This is a genomic window from Streptomyces sp. HUAS 31 (assembly GCF_028198125.1).
Classification (GTDB): Bacteria; Actinomycetota; Actinomycetes; order Streptomycetales; family Streptomycetaceae; genus Streptomyces; species Streptomyces chartreusis.
In genome coordinates, this window is sequence record NZ_CP116353.1 from 9674075 (window position 1) to 9689938 (window position 15864).

The 15864-nt window shown below is 73.9% G+C and carries 8 protein-coding genes; 2 read left to right on the plus strand and 6 right to left on the minus strand.

Features of this window, described 5'->3' with window-relative positions:
* Nucleotides 1-38 precede the first annotated feature (38 nt).
* Nucleotides 39-938 carry a LysR family transcriptional regulator gene (locus tag PGH47_RS41985; protein WP_271667883.1) on the plus strand — a complete coding sequence of 300 codons (900 nt, stop codon included), beginning with the start codon at nucleotides 39-41 and terminating at the stop codon, nucleotides 936-938.
* Between the two features lie 31 nt (nucleotides 939-969).
* On the opposite strand, the gene PGH47_RS41990 is transcribed toward PGH47_RS41985, so the two are convergent.
* Nucleotides 970-1722 carry an SDR family NAD(P)-dependent oxidoreductase gene (locus tag PGH47_RS41990; protein WP_271667884.1) on the minus strand — a complete coding sequence of 251 codons (753 nt, stop codon included), beginning with the start codon at nucleotides 1720-1722 and terminating at the stop codon, nucleotides 970-972.
* A 1047-nt stretch (nucleotides 1723-2769) separates the two neighbouring features.
* Here PGH47_RS41990 and PGH47_RS41995 point away from each other — a divergent pair.
* Nucleotides 2770-5541 (plus strand): LuxR C-terminal-related transcriptional regulator, encoded by a 2772-nt coding sequence (locus PGH47_RS41995; protein ID WP_271667885.1) that lies wholly within the window; start codon nucleotides 2770-2772, stop codon nucleotides 5539-5541.
* A gap of 36 nt (nucleotides 5542-5577) precedes the next feature.
* Here the strand turns inward: PGH47_RS41995 and PGH47_RS42000 are convergent, their stop codons facing one another.
* The 5 genes from PGH47_RS42000 to PGH47_RS42020 form a co-directional block, all read right to left on the minus strand.
* The gene (locus PGH47_RS42000) at nucleotides 5578-9327 is read right to left on the minus strand and encodes a phage tail protein (protein WP_271667886.1); all 3750 of its coding nucleotides are present in this window, start codon (nucleotides 9325-9327) and stop codon (nucleotides 5578-5580) included.
* Nucleotides 9328-9592: 265 nt separating this feature from the next.
* Nucleotides 9593-11821 carry an ATP-binding protein gene (locus PGH47_RS42005; RefSeq protein WP_271667887.1) on the minus strand — a complete coding sequence of 743 codons (2229 nt, stop codon included), beginning with the start codon at nucleotides 11819-11821 and terminating at the stop codon, nucleotides 9593-9595.
* Nucleotide 11822: 1 nt separating this feature from the next.
* A complete protein-coding gene (locus PGH47_RS42010; protein WP_271667888.1) occupies nucleotides 11823-13952 on the minus strand; it encodes a hypothetical protein in 2130 nt (709 codons plus the stop codon).
* Nucleotides 13953-13956: 4 nt separating this feature from the next.
* On the minus strand, nucleotides 13957-14544 hold the full coding sequence (locus tag PGH47_RS42015) for a hypothetical protein (protein WP_271667889.1): 588 nt from the start codon (nucleotides 14542-14544) through the stop codon (nucleotides 13957-13959).
* 92 nt (nucleotides 14545-14636) lie between these two features.
* Nucleotides 14637-15860 carry a hypothetical protein gene (locus PGH47_RS42020; RefSeq protein WP_271667890.1) on the minus strand — a complete coding sequence of 408 codons (1224 nt, stop codon included), beginning with the start codon at nucleotides 15858-15860 and terminating at the stop codon, nucleotides 14637-14639.
* Nucleotides 15861-15864 lie beyond the last annotated feature (4 nt).

Consider the following 15864-nt stretch of genomic DNA (forward strand, 5'->3'; position numbering starts at 1 on the left):
AGCGGCGTGGGCGGGACGAGCGTGGTGACAATGGGGTCATGGAGTTGCGGGAGCTGCGGGCGTTCGTGGCGGTGGTGGAGGAAGGCGGGCTGTCCGCGGCGGCGCGGCGGTTGCACATGAGCCAGCCGGCGCTGTCCCAGACGATCAGTGGGCTGGAGCGGCAGCTCGGGGTGAAGCTGCTGGTGCGCAGCAGCACCGGGGTACGGGCCACGGAGGCGGGAACGGCCTTGCTCACAGAGGCGCGCGCGGTACTTGCCCGGCATGATCAGGCGCTGCGGGTGATGGCCCGGTACGTCGGTCCTGGCGGCGGCGCGTTGCGCATCGGGATCCCACTGGAGCTGCCGGCCGGGCTTCTCGACGCGGCGCTGGCGGAACTGGCGGAGGCTCACCCCGATACCCGGGTGCAGCCTCGGCACCTGTCCACCGCGGATCAGCTCGCCGCCCTGCGCGCGGGTGAGCTGGACGTCGGGTTCCTGCGGGAGCGCCCGGTCGGCCCGGAGTTCGATGCGCTGCTCGTCGTACGGGAGAACCTGGGTGTCCTGCTGGCCGCGGAGCAGGCCGCCGAGCTCGCAGGGCCGAACGGGGTCGCGCTCGACGCCCTCGTCGGGTTGCGGTGGGTGGGATTCCCGCGATCCGGGAGCCCGGTGTGGTTCGACGAGCTGACCGCGATCCTGCGCGGGCACGGTCTGGATCTGGGGCCCGACGCGCCGGAGGGGCAGGCTCTGATCGCCGATGTGAAGCTGGCGGGAGTCAGGGACGGGCGGGCCTTCACCCTCGCCCCGTCCGGCTGGCAGCAGCCGCTGCCCGACCAGGTGACATGGTTGCCGCTGGTCGGGCATCCCCTCGTGCGGCGCACTTGGGCAGTGTGGCCGGCTGATGCGACCCGACGTGACCTGGGCCGGTTCATTGCCGCGCTCGACCGTACGGCCGACCGCTGAGCCGGCCGAGGACGCGCCATCGGGCCGTGGGTCAGACGGCGGTGCGACCGCCGTCCACGGCCAGGAGGGCACCCTGGACGAAGATTGCCGAGTCGCCGACGAGGTAGGCGATGGCCTCGGCGATTTCTTCCACCTCTGCGGGGCGGCCCGCCGGCGCCTCGGCTGCCAGGGCCTCCAGAGCGTCGCCCATGGCGGCGGTGCCCCGAGTGCGGGTCGGGCCGGGGGAGACGGTGTTGACGCGCACCCCGTGCGGACCGTACTCGGCGACCCAAGCCTGGCTGAGCTGGTTCAGCGCCGCCTTGCTGGATCCGTACAGAGCCATGCCTGCCGCGCCGTAGTAGGCGACCTGGGTGGTGACATTCACGATCGCCCCGTTCCCGCGCTCGGCCATGCCCGGTGCCAACTCCGCGACCAGGTAGAACGGCGCCTTCACATTCAGGTCATAGACGGTGTCCACATCGCCCTCGGCCGTCGTGTCCGTCGGCCCGAACGGGAAGATGCCCGCGTTGTTGACGAGGATGTCCACCCGGCCACCGCCCAGCTCGGTGGCCTCCCGCGCCAGCTGCCGTACCCGGGCCGCGCTGCGCAGGTCGGCCGCGACGAAGTCCGCCTTGCCACCGCGCGACCTGATGTCAGCGACCACGTTCTCGCCACGGACGGCATCGCGACCCGCGACCAGTACATGCGCGCCCCGGTCGGCGAACAGTGCGGCGGTGGCGGCACCGATACCGCTGGTCGCGCCGGTCACCAGTGCCACACGTCCGGCCAGATCAACAGAACTCATGAGAGTCGTCCTTCGCATCAGAAAGTCAGGGGCCAACGGTGTGCGGTCGTGCCGCGTTCGCTGCCCCGGCACCTCGTCCCTGAGGTGACGAGCGTTCAAGCCGAGCCGTCCTGCCGGGGATTCCGGCCCGGCCATAGCCGGATCCGAGGCCGGCCATAACGGCGGGGCATGCCGTACGTGGTTGAGTACGCCGTGCTGCCGATGCGCTGGTCAGGGCGTGTGAGCGGGCGACAGGCGACGCTTATGGCCGCTCTTGGTGAGCCGTATGGGCGGGATGCGGTGGGCGGCGGGTGCCGTGCGGTTGCATGCCTGGTTGGGGCGACCGCCGTCCGGTTCGCGTCCCTCGGCAGACTGAGCGCCGTGCCTACGGCGGCAGCCACGGAGGCCGGGCTCATAGGTGCCGTCGGCTCGTACGGCAGCCCGAACTGCTCGTGCAGCCGGACCTGCATCGGCGTATCGGTCCCGCCCGGGTAGACGGTCGTGACCCTGATCCCGTGCTGTGTTCCTCCGTTCGCAACGTACGGCCAGCGCCTTCAGGCCGAACTTGGACGCCGCGTAGGCACCCAGACGCGGCGGCGCGTGCAGCCCGGCGGGCAAACGACAGCAGCCGGCCGGCGTGGCAGCAGCCCGCTTCGGTTCATCAGGCCCGCCACCCGCGGATCCGCCGGGGTTCTGCGGGAGCAGGGCCCTGGCCCTGCTGAGGTCGTCCCGGGCGATCCGGCCGAGGGCACGCCTCCGAGGAGGATCCGCCCTTGGACGGGCTGGAGGATGCCCGCCTGTCGGGATGCGGACACATGCCAGGACCCGAACCCGGCGGCCTCGCCCCCACGCACGGCCGTCGCCGCGGCGCTGCACTTACAAGCGACGCTGCCAGGCGGCTGAGTTACTGGGAGGGCTCGCCCAGGCTCGCTGATTCGGGTGAACCCCGTGGGCGGACGCAGAGGAAAAGGTGTGTGGGCAAACAACTGCGTGCCACACTCAATCAGGGGGGAAGCGTCCTCAGAGACGTGGGGCGCCGCGTCGGATCCCTGGGGTAACGCGCGCGGGATGCTGGGGAGAATCGCTGAAATCTCCGTTCTGGAACGGCTGCTTCAGGAGACGGCGGCCGGCCGCGGCGGCGGAGTCCTCGTCGTCGGAGAACCGGGCATCGGCCGTACGCACCTGCTCCACAAGGCCCTCACCCTGGATCCGGCGGCGCGAGCCGTCCTCGTCACCGGCAGCGTGACGGAGAGCGGACTGCCTGGCGCAGGGCTGCATCAGGTGGTCCAGGCGCTTCGGGACCAACTGCCGCGCGTGCCCGCGGCGCAACGGGATCCGCTGGACCGGCTCCTCGCCACCGGCCGCCTCGGCCAGGACGACAGCGACCAGCCGCCGGCGGCGGCGATGCTCGGTCTGCTGGGCGTCGCCGCGGCCTGTCGCCCTCTCCTGCTTGCCGTCGACGACGCGCATCTTCTCGACCCGCCGTCCCTGGACGCCCTGCTCTTCGTGGGCCGCCGGATCGCGAGCGAGCCCATCGCGCTGCTCCTTACCGCGATCCGGAGGCACACCACCGAGATCCCCCGCGGATGGCCCGCCGTGAGCGGCGTCCCGGAACTGCGCCTGGGCCCTCTCGGCCCCGCCGACGCCCGCACCCTCCTTCGGGGTTCGGCACCCCACCCACTGCGTCGGCACGTCGCCGAACGCCTGCTCGCCGTTGCCGACGGCAATCCGCTCGCGCTCACCGAACTGCCCGTCCCCCTCACCTCCGCCCAGTGCGATGGCCGGCAGCCGCTCGGTGACCCGCTGGTCCCCACCGACCGGCTGCGACTCCGCCTTCTGCCGGAACTGGATCCGCTGCCCGCGACGGCCCGCGCCGCCCTGCTCGTGCCGGCCGTGGCGGGGCCGGTCCCCGCGGCAGAGTTGGCTCGCGCGCTGAAACTGCTGGGCCATGCACCGGACGCACTGGTGCCGGCCGAGGAACACGGCGTCCTCGCCGAACAGCAGGGGCAGGTCGTGTTCCGCGACGAACGGCTGCGGCTGGTCGTCCATCACGCAGCCGGAGCGGCCCGCAGGCACGTTGTCCACCAAGCACTCGTCGGCACGCTCAGCGGTCCCGCGGCGGCTCGCCATCTGGCGGCCGTCGCCCCGGGACCCGGCCCTGCCGTGGCCGACGCACTGGAAGCAGCCGCGCGCGCCGTCGCCGGGGCCGCCCCCGGCGACGGCGCCGAACTGTACGAGCGCGCCGCGTCGTTCACCCCGAACGACGAGGACGCCGCGCGACTCCTCGGACTCGCCGCCGCGTCCCGGCAGCAAGCCGGCACCCCCGATTACGTACCGGCGCTCCTGGACCGGGCGTTGGCCCTCGCCCACACCCCGGAACTCCGCTGCGAGCTGCTAATTCTCCTCGCCCGGCACCAGGGCAGGACCGTGAGCCCGCTCGCCACCCACCGGCTGCTGCGCGCCACCGCCGTACGCCTCAGCGCCGACCAGCCGTCCCGGGCCGCCGAACTGCTCCTGGAGGCCGCCGAATGCGCGGTCCGCGCCGCGGACAGTCGGGCCGCGCTGGGCAGCGCCTGGCAGGCATACCGCCTCACCCGGCCGCGCGGCGGCGACCTCGCCGAGTCGGCCGCCGTGCAGCTCGCACGGGTGCTGGCACTGCGGGGCCAGAGCGTCCAGGCCCGCGAACTGCTGTTGCTGCCCCCAGCCGGCGCCTCCGCCGTGACGATCGTCGCCAGGGCCGAAGTACTCGGTTGGCTGGAGGAGTACGAGGCGGCCCTCACCCTGCTCTCCCGCCTGCTCGACGGCCGGCCCCAGGACCGGGTCCGCGCGGACGCGCCGCTGCGCGCGGCGGCGCTCGGCAGTCGCGCCTGGATCCGCATGTGGACCGGCGACTGGCCCGGCGCGAGGGCGGACGTCACCGAGGCCGCCGGGTGCGCCGGACGAGCCCGGGCCGTGAGCCCGCTCGCCCAGAGTCTGGTGCTGCTCGGCCGTCTGGAGGCCGCCCAGGGCCGAAGCGTCGAGTGCGGGATCGCCCTGACCCGTGCCACCCGGGTGGCACGGGACCACGGACTGGACCTCGTACTCGGCCAGGTCGCGGCGACCGAAGGGCTGCTGGCCATGGGAGGAGGCAGCTACGAGGAAGCTGTGACCTGCTACGAGCGGGCTCGCGCCCTCGCCGACGGCGCCGGGATCGAGCACCCGTCGGTGGCCCCGTGGGCCGCCAACCTCATCGAGGCGTACCTGCGCACCGGACGCACAGCCGAGGCCGAAAGCGAACTGGCCCGCCACGAAGACGGAGTACGCCGCTCCGGGCTCAGTTGGGCGGCGGCACGCGGAGCCCGCTGCCGGGCGCTGCTGCTGGAGACCGGCCGGTTCGGGCCCGGCGCCGTCGAGGCCGCCTTCCAGGAGGCCTTCGAGAACCACGCCCGCGGCCGGGTCGTCTTCGAACACGCCCGCACCCTGCTCTGTCACGGTCAGTGGCTGCGCCGCGAGGGACGCAGCGCGGAGGCCCGCCGGTCGTTGTCCCGCGCGCTGACCGTCTTCACCGACCTGGGTGCCGCGCCCTGGTCGAAGGTGGCCCACAGCGAGCTGCGGGCCACCGGCATGCGCAAACCGCGACGCGGCGGCGGCACGACCGGCGAACCGGCGCCGGAGCGGCTCACGGAACAAGAACGCCGGATCGCCGGCCTGGTCGCGGACGGCGCCACCAACAAGGAGGCCGCCGCGGCGCTCTTCCTCAGCCCCAAGACCGTCGAATTCCACCTGGGCAACGTCTACCGCAAACTCGGCGTGCGATCGCGCAGCCAGTTGGCCCGGTCCTTCCGCCCCGCACAGGCATGACGCCGGGGGTGAGAACAGGCGTGACACCGAGGCACGTCACTTCTTTGCCGGGTCGGACTTCTTGGCCTTCTTGTCCTGTTTCAGGGCGTCGGCGACGTTGCCGATGCCTCCCCCGCGCAGGAAGATGTGCGTCATCTGATTCGTGGGCAGCACCGCTTTGGCCCGGGTCTTGAACCGCTCCCGGAAGCCCGTGATGACGATGTGTCTGTCCGCCTTCAGCGCCCTGGTGATGAAGAAGTTCTTGCAGTCCTCGCACACGGGGATGCCGGCGACGCCGATGGCCCGCACCGATCCGCTGTGCCGCTCGTAGTACTTCTTCTCCGCATGCGCGGTGGTCGGCATGTTGGAGTTCTCCTTGAAGCCGCTCCTGGCGATGTATTTGCCTTTGAGAGCCTCTTCACGGCGTTGTTTCGGGGTGGTCCGCAACCCGGGGGCCATATAGCGGTCGTGGACCTTTCGCCCTGCCTTGATCCGTGCCGCCCTGCCCTCCGGGGTGGGCGCCACCGTCCACTCGTCGGGCAGCGCGGCGATGCCTTCCGCCTCGATCCGCTCGGCGATCTCCCGTGACTCGCCGGGGTCCCGGCCCGGCATCCTGACGTCACGTCCGGGGATGTCGTGGTCCGGGTCGAGGGCGAGAGCCGGGTCGGCTTTGAGAGCATCGTCGGAGTACGCCTCGGGCGCCTTCGTGGTGCTGGTCGCGACCACCTTGCCGGTGTCCGCCCTGCCCGCACGGTAGACGGTGTTCCAGATGGCCAGTGCCTTGAGGAAGCCGGCCACCGACGCCGCGACCAGCGCGCCGGCGCTCTTCTCCTGGTCGGGGGTGGCCTCCTTCTCGCCCTTGAGCGGGGGCTTCTTGCGCGTCGCCTTGCGGTGTGTCGGGTTGATGCCGCCCTCGACGGTCCACCGGTCGCCGTCCAGCTCCGGCTTGAGGTACTTGAGGCCGTAGCGGACGCGGATGGCGAGCAGGACGCCCTTGATGAGCCGTTCGCCGACGAAGGACCCGTGGAGCCGGTCGACCACGGCTGCGCCTGCCTCGACACCGTCCCTGACGTCGCGCTTCTTCTCGTCCTCCGTACGCCGGTCGGCCTTGCCCGCGAGCTTGCCCAGTGCCTTCGCGCCGCCCGCGAGGAGCCGCTTGGCGAAGGCCGCCGCCTTGGCGATCAGGCGGGCGATGAAGCCGCGCACCGGGGCGCCGACCTTCTCCAGGACGCTCTTGACCTTGGCAGGGATGGCCCCGAGCTTCAGCACACGGGCGAAGAGGTCGATGGCGAGCGGCAGGACGCGGGCGAGGGAGGCGTCGATCTTTGCGACGACCTTCTGCGACACGCCCCCGCAGATCTCCTCCAGGGTGTCGAGGATGCCGTTCACGAACTCCGCGAGCGCGCGGGCCTTTTCGACCAGGAAGGTGAGGAAGTCGTAGACCGCCATGACGGCCTTGACGAGGGCCCCGGCGGGGGTGATCAGGGACAGCAGCCAGGTGACGCCAGCCTTGACGACCGTCTCGATCACGAACGACTTGATCATCTCGAAGGCCTGGTCCTTGAGCTCGGCGGCCTGCTCCTTCAGCTCCTCCCACAGGGCGCCGATTCCCTTGTCCTTGATGAGTCCGATCACGCGCACCGCGCCGATCACCGTGTTCAGCATGGCCGGCGGCATGTGTTTGAGCAGTTCGCCGCGGATGAAGGACCAGCTGATGCCGAACAGCGACAGGACCAGCTTGATGACGCCGCGCAGGTCCCATTTCTCGGGGAGTTCGATCCCCGCCGCGGCCAGATTGCCGAAGAGCCAGTCCTGCAACGCTGCCTTGAGATGACCGGGGAGCTTCGTGACGAACAGCGTCAGCCCGCCCTTGACGGAGGCGGCGAGGTTGCGCAGGAAGCCCATCGGGTCGCGGATGATGCGCTCCGCGACACCGGCCGCCCGCCGGACCACGCTCACCAGCAGGTTCTTCAGGTCGAGCAGGACCTTCACCACTCCGACCACGGCGTCGCGAGCCTGTTCCCACAGGCTCTTGTTGGCCTCCTTGACCTCGGCCGCCGCCTGGTCGATCTCCTGCTGCGCGGCGGCGTAGCACTCCGCCAGCAGGTCCACGACCGCGTCGGCCCGCTCGCCGATGGACGCGTCCAGTTGGTCGAACCGCTCCGCGAAGCCGGCCGCCGTACGGTTGCCGAAGTCCTTCATCTCGGGTTCCAGGCCGCTGACGTACTCGGCCATGCGCCGTCGGCCGTCGTCCGCCTTCTGCTGGGCGGCCGTGACGGTCCGTTCCACGACGGTGGCGACCTCGTCGACGGCCGCCCTGACCCGCCGGGCGTACTCATCCGCGTGCGCCTTGCAGTTCGGTTCGTCCCGCCAGAACTGCCACCAACTCTTCGTGCAGGCCTCGATGAAGCTCTTGCGGGCCTCGGCGGCCCGCTCCTCGAAGAGCTTGCGTACGGTCTCGTCCAGCCCGGCGAGGGTGCTTTCGACGCTCTTCTTGGTCTCCTCGTAGACGGCGGAGAGCCGGTCGGCGATCTCCGCGCGGCGTGCCTGCGTACGGTCCCTGGCTTGTTCCTTGCCGCCGTGGACGGCGGCGCCGGCGGTCACGCGCAGGCCGGCCATGCCCGCCATGGCGGCCTTTCCGGCTCCTGCCGCCCGCTGCTGGGCGGCGTTGCGGCTCTCGGCCTCGCGGGCGCGGATGTCGGCGGGGCCCGTGTCGGTGTGTTTCTCGGCGGTCCGTTTCGCCTTCAGGGCGGCGGAGAACGAGGGCTCGTTGGCCTTCCGCAGGGTCTCGTCGCCGATTCCGGCGCCGTCCAACGCGGCGCGGGTCCGGTCGCCGCCCGCGGACAGGTCCACCGCCGCGCCGGGCAGCGGCGGCGGAACGGCGTCGGCCGCTCGCGGCGCCGCGGGGGCGGCCGGCGGTCGGTCGGGGGCCAGCGGCGCGGTGGGCGGACGAGGCACCTGACCGGGGTCGGGGGCGGTCGCCGCCGCGGCCTTGACGTCGCTTGCCGCGACGCCGGCGGCCGACTGCGCCTCGCCGGTGAGCTGAGGGGTGAGGGCGTCCGGCGTCTCGGGGTCGGCCAGCTTCTTCGCCGCGTCGGGGGTCTTCGGCTCCTGGGCCGCGATGCGTGCCTCGAACTTCGCGATGAACGCGGCCCGGTCGAACCGCTTCACCGGCGCCTCGGCCATGGCCTCGGTCCGCTCCTGCCCGGCCAGTCCCGCCCGTTCGCGGTCGGTCTGGACGGCGGCCCGCTGGGCCTGGACCGCTTCGGCGGCGGGTGCCGGGTGTCGGGTGAGGACGCGCTTCTTCGCCGCGACGTCCGCCGCGATCCGCCGTAGACCGGGCGCGGCCGCCGCGCGACGCCGCGAACCGGCCTGACCCCGGGCGGCGACAGCCGTTGCGGCCCCGTTGCCTACCGCGGGTGGCGCGGCGGGCGGCCCGACGGCGGGCGTCTGTTTGGTCGTGCGGGAAGCGGTGGCAGGGAGGTCGGCGGGTGTCTGCTTCGTCGTCCGGGAAGCGGTGGCAGGGGAGTCGGCGGGTGTCTGCTTCGTCGTGCGGGAAGCGACGGCGGGGGAGTCGGCGCTCGCCTCCGCGGACGATGCGGCAAGGGCGGTGGCCGGCGCGGGCCGTGCGGCAAGGGCCGTGGCTGTGCCGTTCGCCTTCCGTGTCGGCGGGGAGAGCGGGCCGCCGACAGCCGGCGGGCCCGCGGCCGAGGCCACGCCCGGACGGGCGGCCAGCGCCGAGGCGGCCGCGTTGCCCGCCGTACGCCGCACCGCTTGCCGGTCGTCCCGCGCGGGTTGGGTAGGCACCGGGGCCGGCCCGGGCGCCGGTCGTGGCCGTCCACGAACCGCCTTCGACCGTCCGGGCACCGGCCGCCACGACCTGCCCCTGACTCCCGTCACGGCAGGCGGTGGAGCGATCGGCCCCTTCCCGACTGCGGCCGGGCTCACCACGAGCTCCCCATAGCGCAGGTGGCCCCGGACCGGGCGGCCGCCGTGATCGCCGCGCCCGTCGGGTCGAGCTGGACGAGTACCTCGAGGCGCAGGCCGGGGGCGAACCGTGCGCGCGCCGGGCTCACCACGAGCTCCCCGCGGCGGCGGCGTCGCCGACCTGGCCGAGGGCGAGTTCCAATTCGCCGGCGCGTGGCAGTCTCGACTCCTGGCGGAACTGCCGTGCGATCGCTTCGGCCAGGTGCTCCCGGCCGATGGCGGTGCTCCCGGAGCGGGCGGCCAGCAGCGCGGCGGTGCGCGCGGCGGCCATGATCGCGGCGCCCGTCAGGTCGAGCCGGGCCAGGCCGTCCAGGCGCAGGTCGGGGGCGAGTGGCGCACGCGCCGGGAACGCCAGCCGCCAGAGGCGGTACCGCTCCCGGTCGCCAGGGCGCGAGAAACGTACGACGAACTGGAACCGGCGAGTGAACGCCGAGTCCAGATTGCCGTGCAGATTGGTGGTCAGGACGACCAGCGCGGGGCTTCGCTCCAGGCGTTGGAGCAGAAAGCCGACTTCGAGGTTGGCGTACCGGTCGCTGCCCCGGTCCACGGTGCCGCGCTTGCCGAACAGCGAGTCGGCCTCGTCGAAGAGCAGCAGCGCGTGCGCGGCCTCCGCCTGCCGGAACGCCTTGTCCAGGTTCTTCTCCGTCTCCCCGACCCATTTGGACACAGTCCTGGCGAGATCGACCCGCAGCAGGTCCACTCCGAGCGAGCCTGCGATCACCTCGGCGGCGAGCGTCTTGCCCGTTCCCGGTTCCCCGGTGAACAGGGCCTTCAGACCGGGCCCGCCGTGGCCGCCACCGAAGCCCCACTCCTGCGACACCCGGGGCCAGGCCCGGAACGCCGAGGCGATCTCCTCGACCTGACGGGCCTGCTCGGCCGGGAGTACGAGGTCCGCCATGTCGTGTACGGGAGTGCGCTGTTCGGTGAGCGGTGCCGGCATGGTGGCGAGGACTCGGGTCACGGCATTCGCCATCGGTACGCCCTCGGCCCCGGCGAGCCCAGCCGTCGCCCGCATCTGCTCGGGTGTCAGCCTGAACCGTGCGGCCAGCCCGTCGAACCCGCCCGCGCCGAACACCTCCGGTGCGTCCTCCTCGGCAGAGGCAGAGGCAGAGGCAGAGGCAGAGGCGGGTCCGCGGAGTGCGGCCCACAGGGCGCGTCGCTGCGGGTAGTCGGGTTCCGGCACGGTCCCCTCCGCGTAGCGGCCGTCGGCCAGCAGGCCGAGTGGCCGCCATGGAGCTTGGCCGGTCAGGACGACGGGGACGTGGGCCCTGGCCAGTACGTCCGCGAGGACCTGGGTCGTGGCCGCGCCGGCCTCATGGAGCGGGTCGGTCGGAAGCCACAGCGCGGTGCCGAGGGCACCCGCCGTTGCCAATGCCCGTGCCGCCTCTGCCCGTGCGTCCTCCGGGTCGGGAGAGCTCCGCACATCGGGCGCCCGTCGCAGGGTGAGCCCGGCCGCCGCGGCCACCGCCCAGGCCGCGTCGAGCTGGCTGCCCTCCGGCAGCCCCCAGAGGGCGGCCACACCGTCCCGTCGGGCGCGCAGCCGGTCGCCGAGCCGGGTGGCCGCGGCCAGCGCCGGGCCGCCCAGCAACGGCGGGCGGGGCGGCGACAGCTCGCCGGGATCGTGGGCGAGCAGCGCGAGGTCGCCCCGTCCGTCCAGCAGATACGAGGCCAGTCCCGGCGGGACGTTCAGGGGGCGCAGCAGATCGTTGCCCGCGCCGTCCGAGCCGCCCTGTCCCTCCGGGACGAGCAGGCCGAAGCGGCGCAGCGGTCCGTACGGTCCCAAGCAGGGCAGGCGGGCCAGCCGTTCGTCGAGGGAGGGGGCCAGGACGGTCAGGACCAGCTCGGCGTTGGGCCGGCGCTGGTCGAGGTCGTCCAGGAGGTACCCGAACAGCAGGGCGTGTTCCGGCGCGAGCACGGGTGCCAGGCACAGCAGGAGGGCGTCGGTCTCGAAGGCGTCCAACCCTGCCGCGCGGGACAGGGCGTCGAGCGGGAGCACGGCTTCGGCGCGGACCGCCCGGCGTCGCAGGTCCTCCTCCGCCGGGACGGCGAGCGGGGCGAGGGCGTGGGCGTGGGCGAGGGCGGGGACGCGGACGTGCGTGGCGGCCGGGTCCGTCAGGTCGAGCAACAGCTCGGCCTGCGCGTCGGTGACGCAGTACGGGGACAACTCGCAGTCCGCGAGCAGCTTCGAGTGCTCGGCGCGGCGGGCCGCGGCGGCACGGAGCGCCCGGTGCACCGCCGCGTACCGAAGCGTCAGATGGGCCGTCGCGGGAACTGGCCCTTGGGCCGGGGCAGCGCCCCGCTCCTGGGTCGGCATCTCATCCTCCCGTGAAAGTGACGCGGCGTTCCCCGAGCCAGGGCACGGTGGGGACGTCGGCGAGCAGCCGGTGGCGGTGCAGGTCGGCGTGTCGGGCGCCCAGCGGCAGCCGGACCTCCACGGTGCCGTCGTGGAACAGCACCCTCGCCCCGAGGTCGGCGAACCGGTCGAGGGCGGTCGCCGGGTGGGGGGCCTCCTGGTCTGCCCACAGCGTCCAGGCGAGGTCCGCCAGGGCACAGGCGGCGGCCAGGGTGACCGTACGGTCCAGCGCGGGTGCTTGGCCGGGGCGGGCGCACGGGCGCCGGGAGATCAGGGTGTCCGTGAACCGGACGGCGCGGGCGGCCTCGTGGGCCAGCCTTCGCGCGCCGCCGATCAGTGCGTCGGACGGGACCTCGGGGGCGTGCGGCCCGGCGCCCGCGTTGGTCCAGCAGCGCAGGCGGCCGGGCACCCGGCGCATCGCTTCGCCGCGCGCCGGCGGCAGGTCGGTGACGTGGCCGATGCCCGACTCGTCCAAGGCCACCAGCAGACTGGGCGCGAAGGCTGGGGCGCCGGCGTCCGACGGGAGGCGGGGCAGGAGCACGAGCGGTCGGCCGGCCAGTTCCCACGGCCGCCGCAGTTCCTCCGGCCGGGCCGCGTCCCACACCGGGTACAGGCCGTCGACGTCCAGGAGCAGCAACCGTTCGGGGCCGCCGGCGGTCAGCAGCAGCGGCCGGCCGGGGTCGTGTCCCCGGGCCGACTGGACGCCGAGCCGGACGTCGAGCAGCGCGAACAGCGGGCCGAGGCGGTGTTCGAGGTCGTCCGGCGACGAAGCGGCTTCCGGCCCGGGCCCCGGTTCCGCGCGACCGGCGGCGTCCGGCGGGCCCCATGGCGAGGGCACGAGCCCGGCGAACACCGAAGCCGAGTGGGCATCCTGAGGCGACCGCAGCCAGCCGCGTCCCGGCGGCGGCAGCACCTTGTGCGCGAGCGCCGTGGCGAAGGCGGCGCCATCGGGACCGGGCGCCTCGCCGGCGGCCAGCACGGCGGACAGCGCTGTCAGATACCCCCGGGTGTCGAGCGCCGGCAGCAGCAGGAACGGCAGGGCGCAGGCGATCTCGGTGACCGTCCCAGGGGCTGGACCGCGCCGGCGCCAGGTGTAAGGGTCGTCGTCGCCGGGCGGTCCGGGCCGGGAACGGTACGGAGCGCGGCCCTGTACGGCGGCCCGTGGCGGGGCGCCGGGCGCCGCCGCGTCGCCCGGCGGCCCGGGAAAGCGACCCTCGCCGGGCCGGGACCCTTCGCCCGGCCCGGCCGCCGCTTCCAGGTGGTTGTCGGCGGTGCCCGACTCCGGCGCGTCGGCGGACTCCGTCGCGTCGAGCACCGCGAGCAGGGCGGAGGTGAGGTCGTCGGCGGTGACGACGGGCCCGTCCGCCGGGTGGACGGGCCCATCGGACGCGAGATCGTCGTCGAGGCTCACCGGCCGCAGCGCGTCGGGCACGGGTCCGGCGCCCGCTCCCGCCGATTCCAGAGCGCGCAGCAGCAACAGCAGCGAGGGGCGCGGCAGTCGGGCGAGCACCGCGTCGAACACCCCGCAGTCCCAAGCCTCCGACAGCAGGGAGACCAGCACCCGATCCCGTTCATGGCGCGACGCCGCTCCGGAACGCGCCTCCTCGCCGGGCCCGGCCGTCGCGAGCGCACCGACCGGCACGGTGTACGGCTCCAAGTCCGAGGTCCGTCCGGCCCAGGGCGTCGGTATGCCGGGCCGCGGGGCGGACGGGTCGTCCGGCCACCGCACCTCGGCAGCCTGCGAGCCGCTCGCCGTCCGGCCGGCGTCCGTCAGCTCCCGCAGCGTCGTGCGGACCCTGATGCGTACGGGCACCGTCACCTCCAGTCGGGCCGGGTCTTCGGCCTCGCCGGACGCCGCCGGACTGGACGGAGGGCCGGGCACGCCCGCGCGGGCCAGCGCCGGGACGAGGTGCCTGTGCACGGCGCGCGGCAGCAACGCCACGGCGCCCCGGGCCAGTTCCGCCGGGTCCGGGCCCCAGCTCCATCCGGTGCCCCGGACGACCCGCACCCGGCAGTCGAGCACCGTGCAACCGCCCATCGCGGTGATGAAGCGCTCTCCCTCGGCGACATCCGGGTCGTATCGGTCCGTCATACCGTCACGTCACCGTTCCCGCCGCCAGGTGCACGACGCTCGGCACGTACACACCCGCCGGGCGTCCCTGGACGAAGACGAGGGCGTCGTCGGAGGGCGCCACCTCGCCGGCGCCGAGCCGGGCGACGCCATCGCCGTCGAGCGCGCCCGACAGGACGGCCTTGGTCGCGACGCCCGGATCCCAGGAAGGGGCCGGGTGGACGAGGGCCAGTACTGCGGTGCCCGAGGCGGCAGGGGGACCGGTCGTCACCGTCAGCGAACCGCCCGCGACGTCCGACCAGTTCGCCTCCGGCGGGGCGCCGGTCAGAGGGACGGCTCCCACCCCGGTCCCGGTCACTTCCACCGACCACAGCCAGGGCGCCGCCAACAGGCCCGCGGGCGCGGTGATCTCCTCCGCCGTGAGCAGCTCCGCCGGTACCAGGACCTGCCCGGACAGGCCGGGGAGGGCGAGCGGCAGGGCATCGCCGACCAGAGCCCGGACACTCGGCGCAGCGCCGGGCGCGGCGCGGGTGAGGGCCGCCACCACATGGCCCGTTTGCGACAGCCGGACCACGGTGACCCGGGCCGACGGAGCTTGCTCGGCGTTCGCCATGACACTGCTCTCCCTGTCTGCGTACTCCATGCGTCCGGTACGTTCGCGCGTCGGCGCCGCCCGCCGACGCGACCGGGGCGTGCAACGACCCCTCAGGACGGCTCGCGGGCCGCGGCCGCAAGCACCAGGTATCGGGCCCGCCCGGGAAGCACCGCAGGGCTCCCGGATCCGGCGGCCGCCGCGGCGCCGGAGATGCCGTACCAGGCGATCAGGCAGACGAGCCTGCGCGCGGCGTCCACCTCACAGCGCAGCACCACCGGTAGCGCGCCGGCCCCGTTCCACGCCGAGCCGCCGCCGGGCGCGGGCGCGTCCGAGGCCTGCGCCACAGGGGTGACCTGGATGTGCAGCACCACGTCCCCCGACGCGACCTGGTCCTGCGTCACCCCCTGCGGCAGCGGCAGCACCACACCGTGGGTGGCGCTGCCCGACTGGGCCAGAACACTGCCGCTGACCAGGGGGCTGTCCACGGCGCCGGTCACGGTGAGACCGCCGTCGATCGTCACGTTCCCCTTCAGGCTGGTGCTGCCGTCCGAGAGCACCCGCAGACTGGGGGAGATGGCCCCGGCGGCGCTGAACCGGCCGACGTCCAGGCTGCCGTCGGTGCCGCCGATCCGCACCCCGACCCGGCCTGCCACCGGCCGGGGCTCGGCGGCGAGTTCGAGGGTGCCACCGCGGGCGGACACCCGGTCCGCGAGGACTCCCGCGTACCTGCGGCCGATCCCGTTGGCCTCGGCCAGCACCCCGGTGAAGCCGCCGCCGACTCCGCCGCCCCAGGTCACGAAGCCGACGAGCACCCGGCCCCGCCCGCCGTCGCCCAGCCGGTCCGGACCGGCGTCGGGCGGGGGCGGCTGCTGGTCGGCGAGGTCGAGTTCGTCGCCGGGAGCGCCGACCAGTAGCGCGAACCCCTCCTCGGCGCGCGGCGCCGCCCCATCGGCCGTGCCACCGCACGCTCCGGAGGACTGGGAGACCCCGGAGGGCACGTCGTTCCACATCAGGATCAGCGGGCGGGGCGACGGGTCGTCGGGGTCGGTGATCCCGCCAGCCTGTGCGGCGGTGGACAGCGCCAGCGGGGCGGGCACCACGATCTCCCGGCCGGACGGGTCGACGAGGGTCCCCGGGGCCACCACCACCCTCCGGTACTCGGGCGCGTCCTCGCGTGGCTGTTGCGACACATCGAGGCCCGAGGAGATGCCCCAGGTGTGCAGGTGCCGATGGTGGCGGGCCGCCGCGTCGCGACCGTACCGGACGATCGCCGACACATCGTCGGCGGCGAGGTACTGGCCCTCGTGGAACTCCGGCCGCAGGGGTGCCGGCATGACC

Excerpts from the sequence above, each read along its gene's own strand:
- PGH47_RS41990 (WP_271667884.1), bottom strand. The coding sequence starts at position 1,722 with ATGAGTTCTGTTGATCTGGCCGGACGTGTGGCACTGGTGACCGGCGCG.
- PGH47_RS42005 (WP_271667887.1), bottom strand. The coding sequence starts at position 11,821 with ATGCCGACCCAGGAGCGGGGCGCTGCCCCGGCCCAAGGGCCAGTTCCC.
- PGH47_RS42015 (WP_271667889.1), bottom strand. The coding sequence starts at position 14,544 with ATGGCGAACGCCGAGCAAGCTCCGTCGGCCCGGGTCACCGTGGTCCGG.
- PGH47_RS42020 (WP_271667890.1), bottom strand. The coding sequence starts at position 15,860 with ATGCCGGCACCCCTGCGGCCGGAGTTCCACGAGGGCCAGTACCTCGCC.
- PGH47_RS41995 (WP_271667885.1), top strand. The coding sequence starts at position 2,770 with ATGCTGGGGAGAATCGCTGAAATCTCCGTTCTGGAACGGCTGCTTCAG.
- PGH47_RS42010 (WP_271667888.1), bottom strand. The coding sequence starts at position 13,952 with ATGACGGACCGATACGACCCGGATGTCGCCGAGGGAGAGCGCTTCATC.
- PGH47_RS41985 (WP_271667883.1), top strand. The coding sequence starts at position 39 with ATGGAGTTGCGGGAGCTGCGGGCGTTCGTGGCGGTGGTGGAGGAAGGC.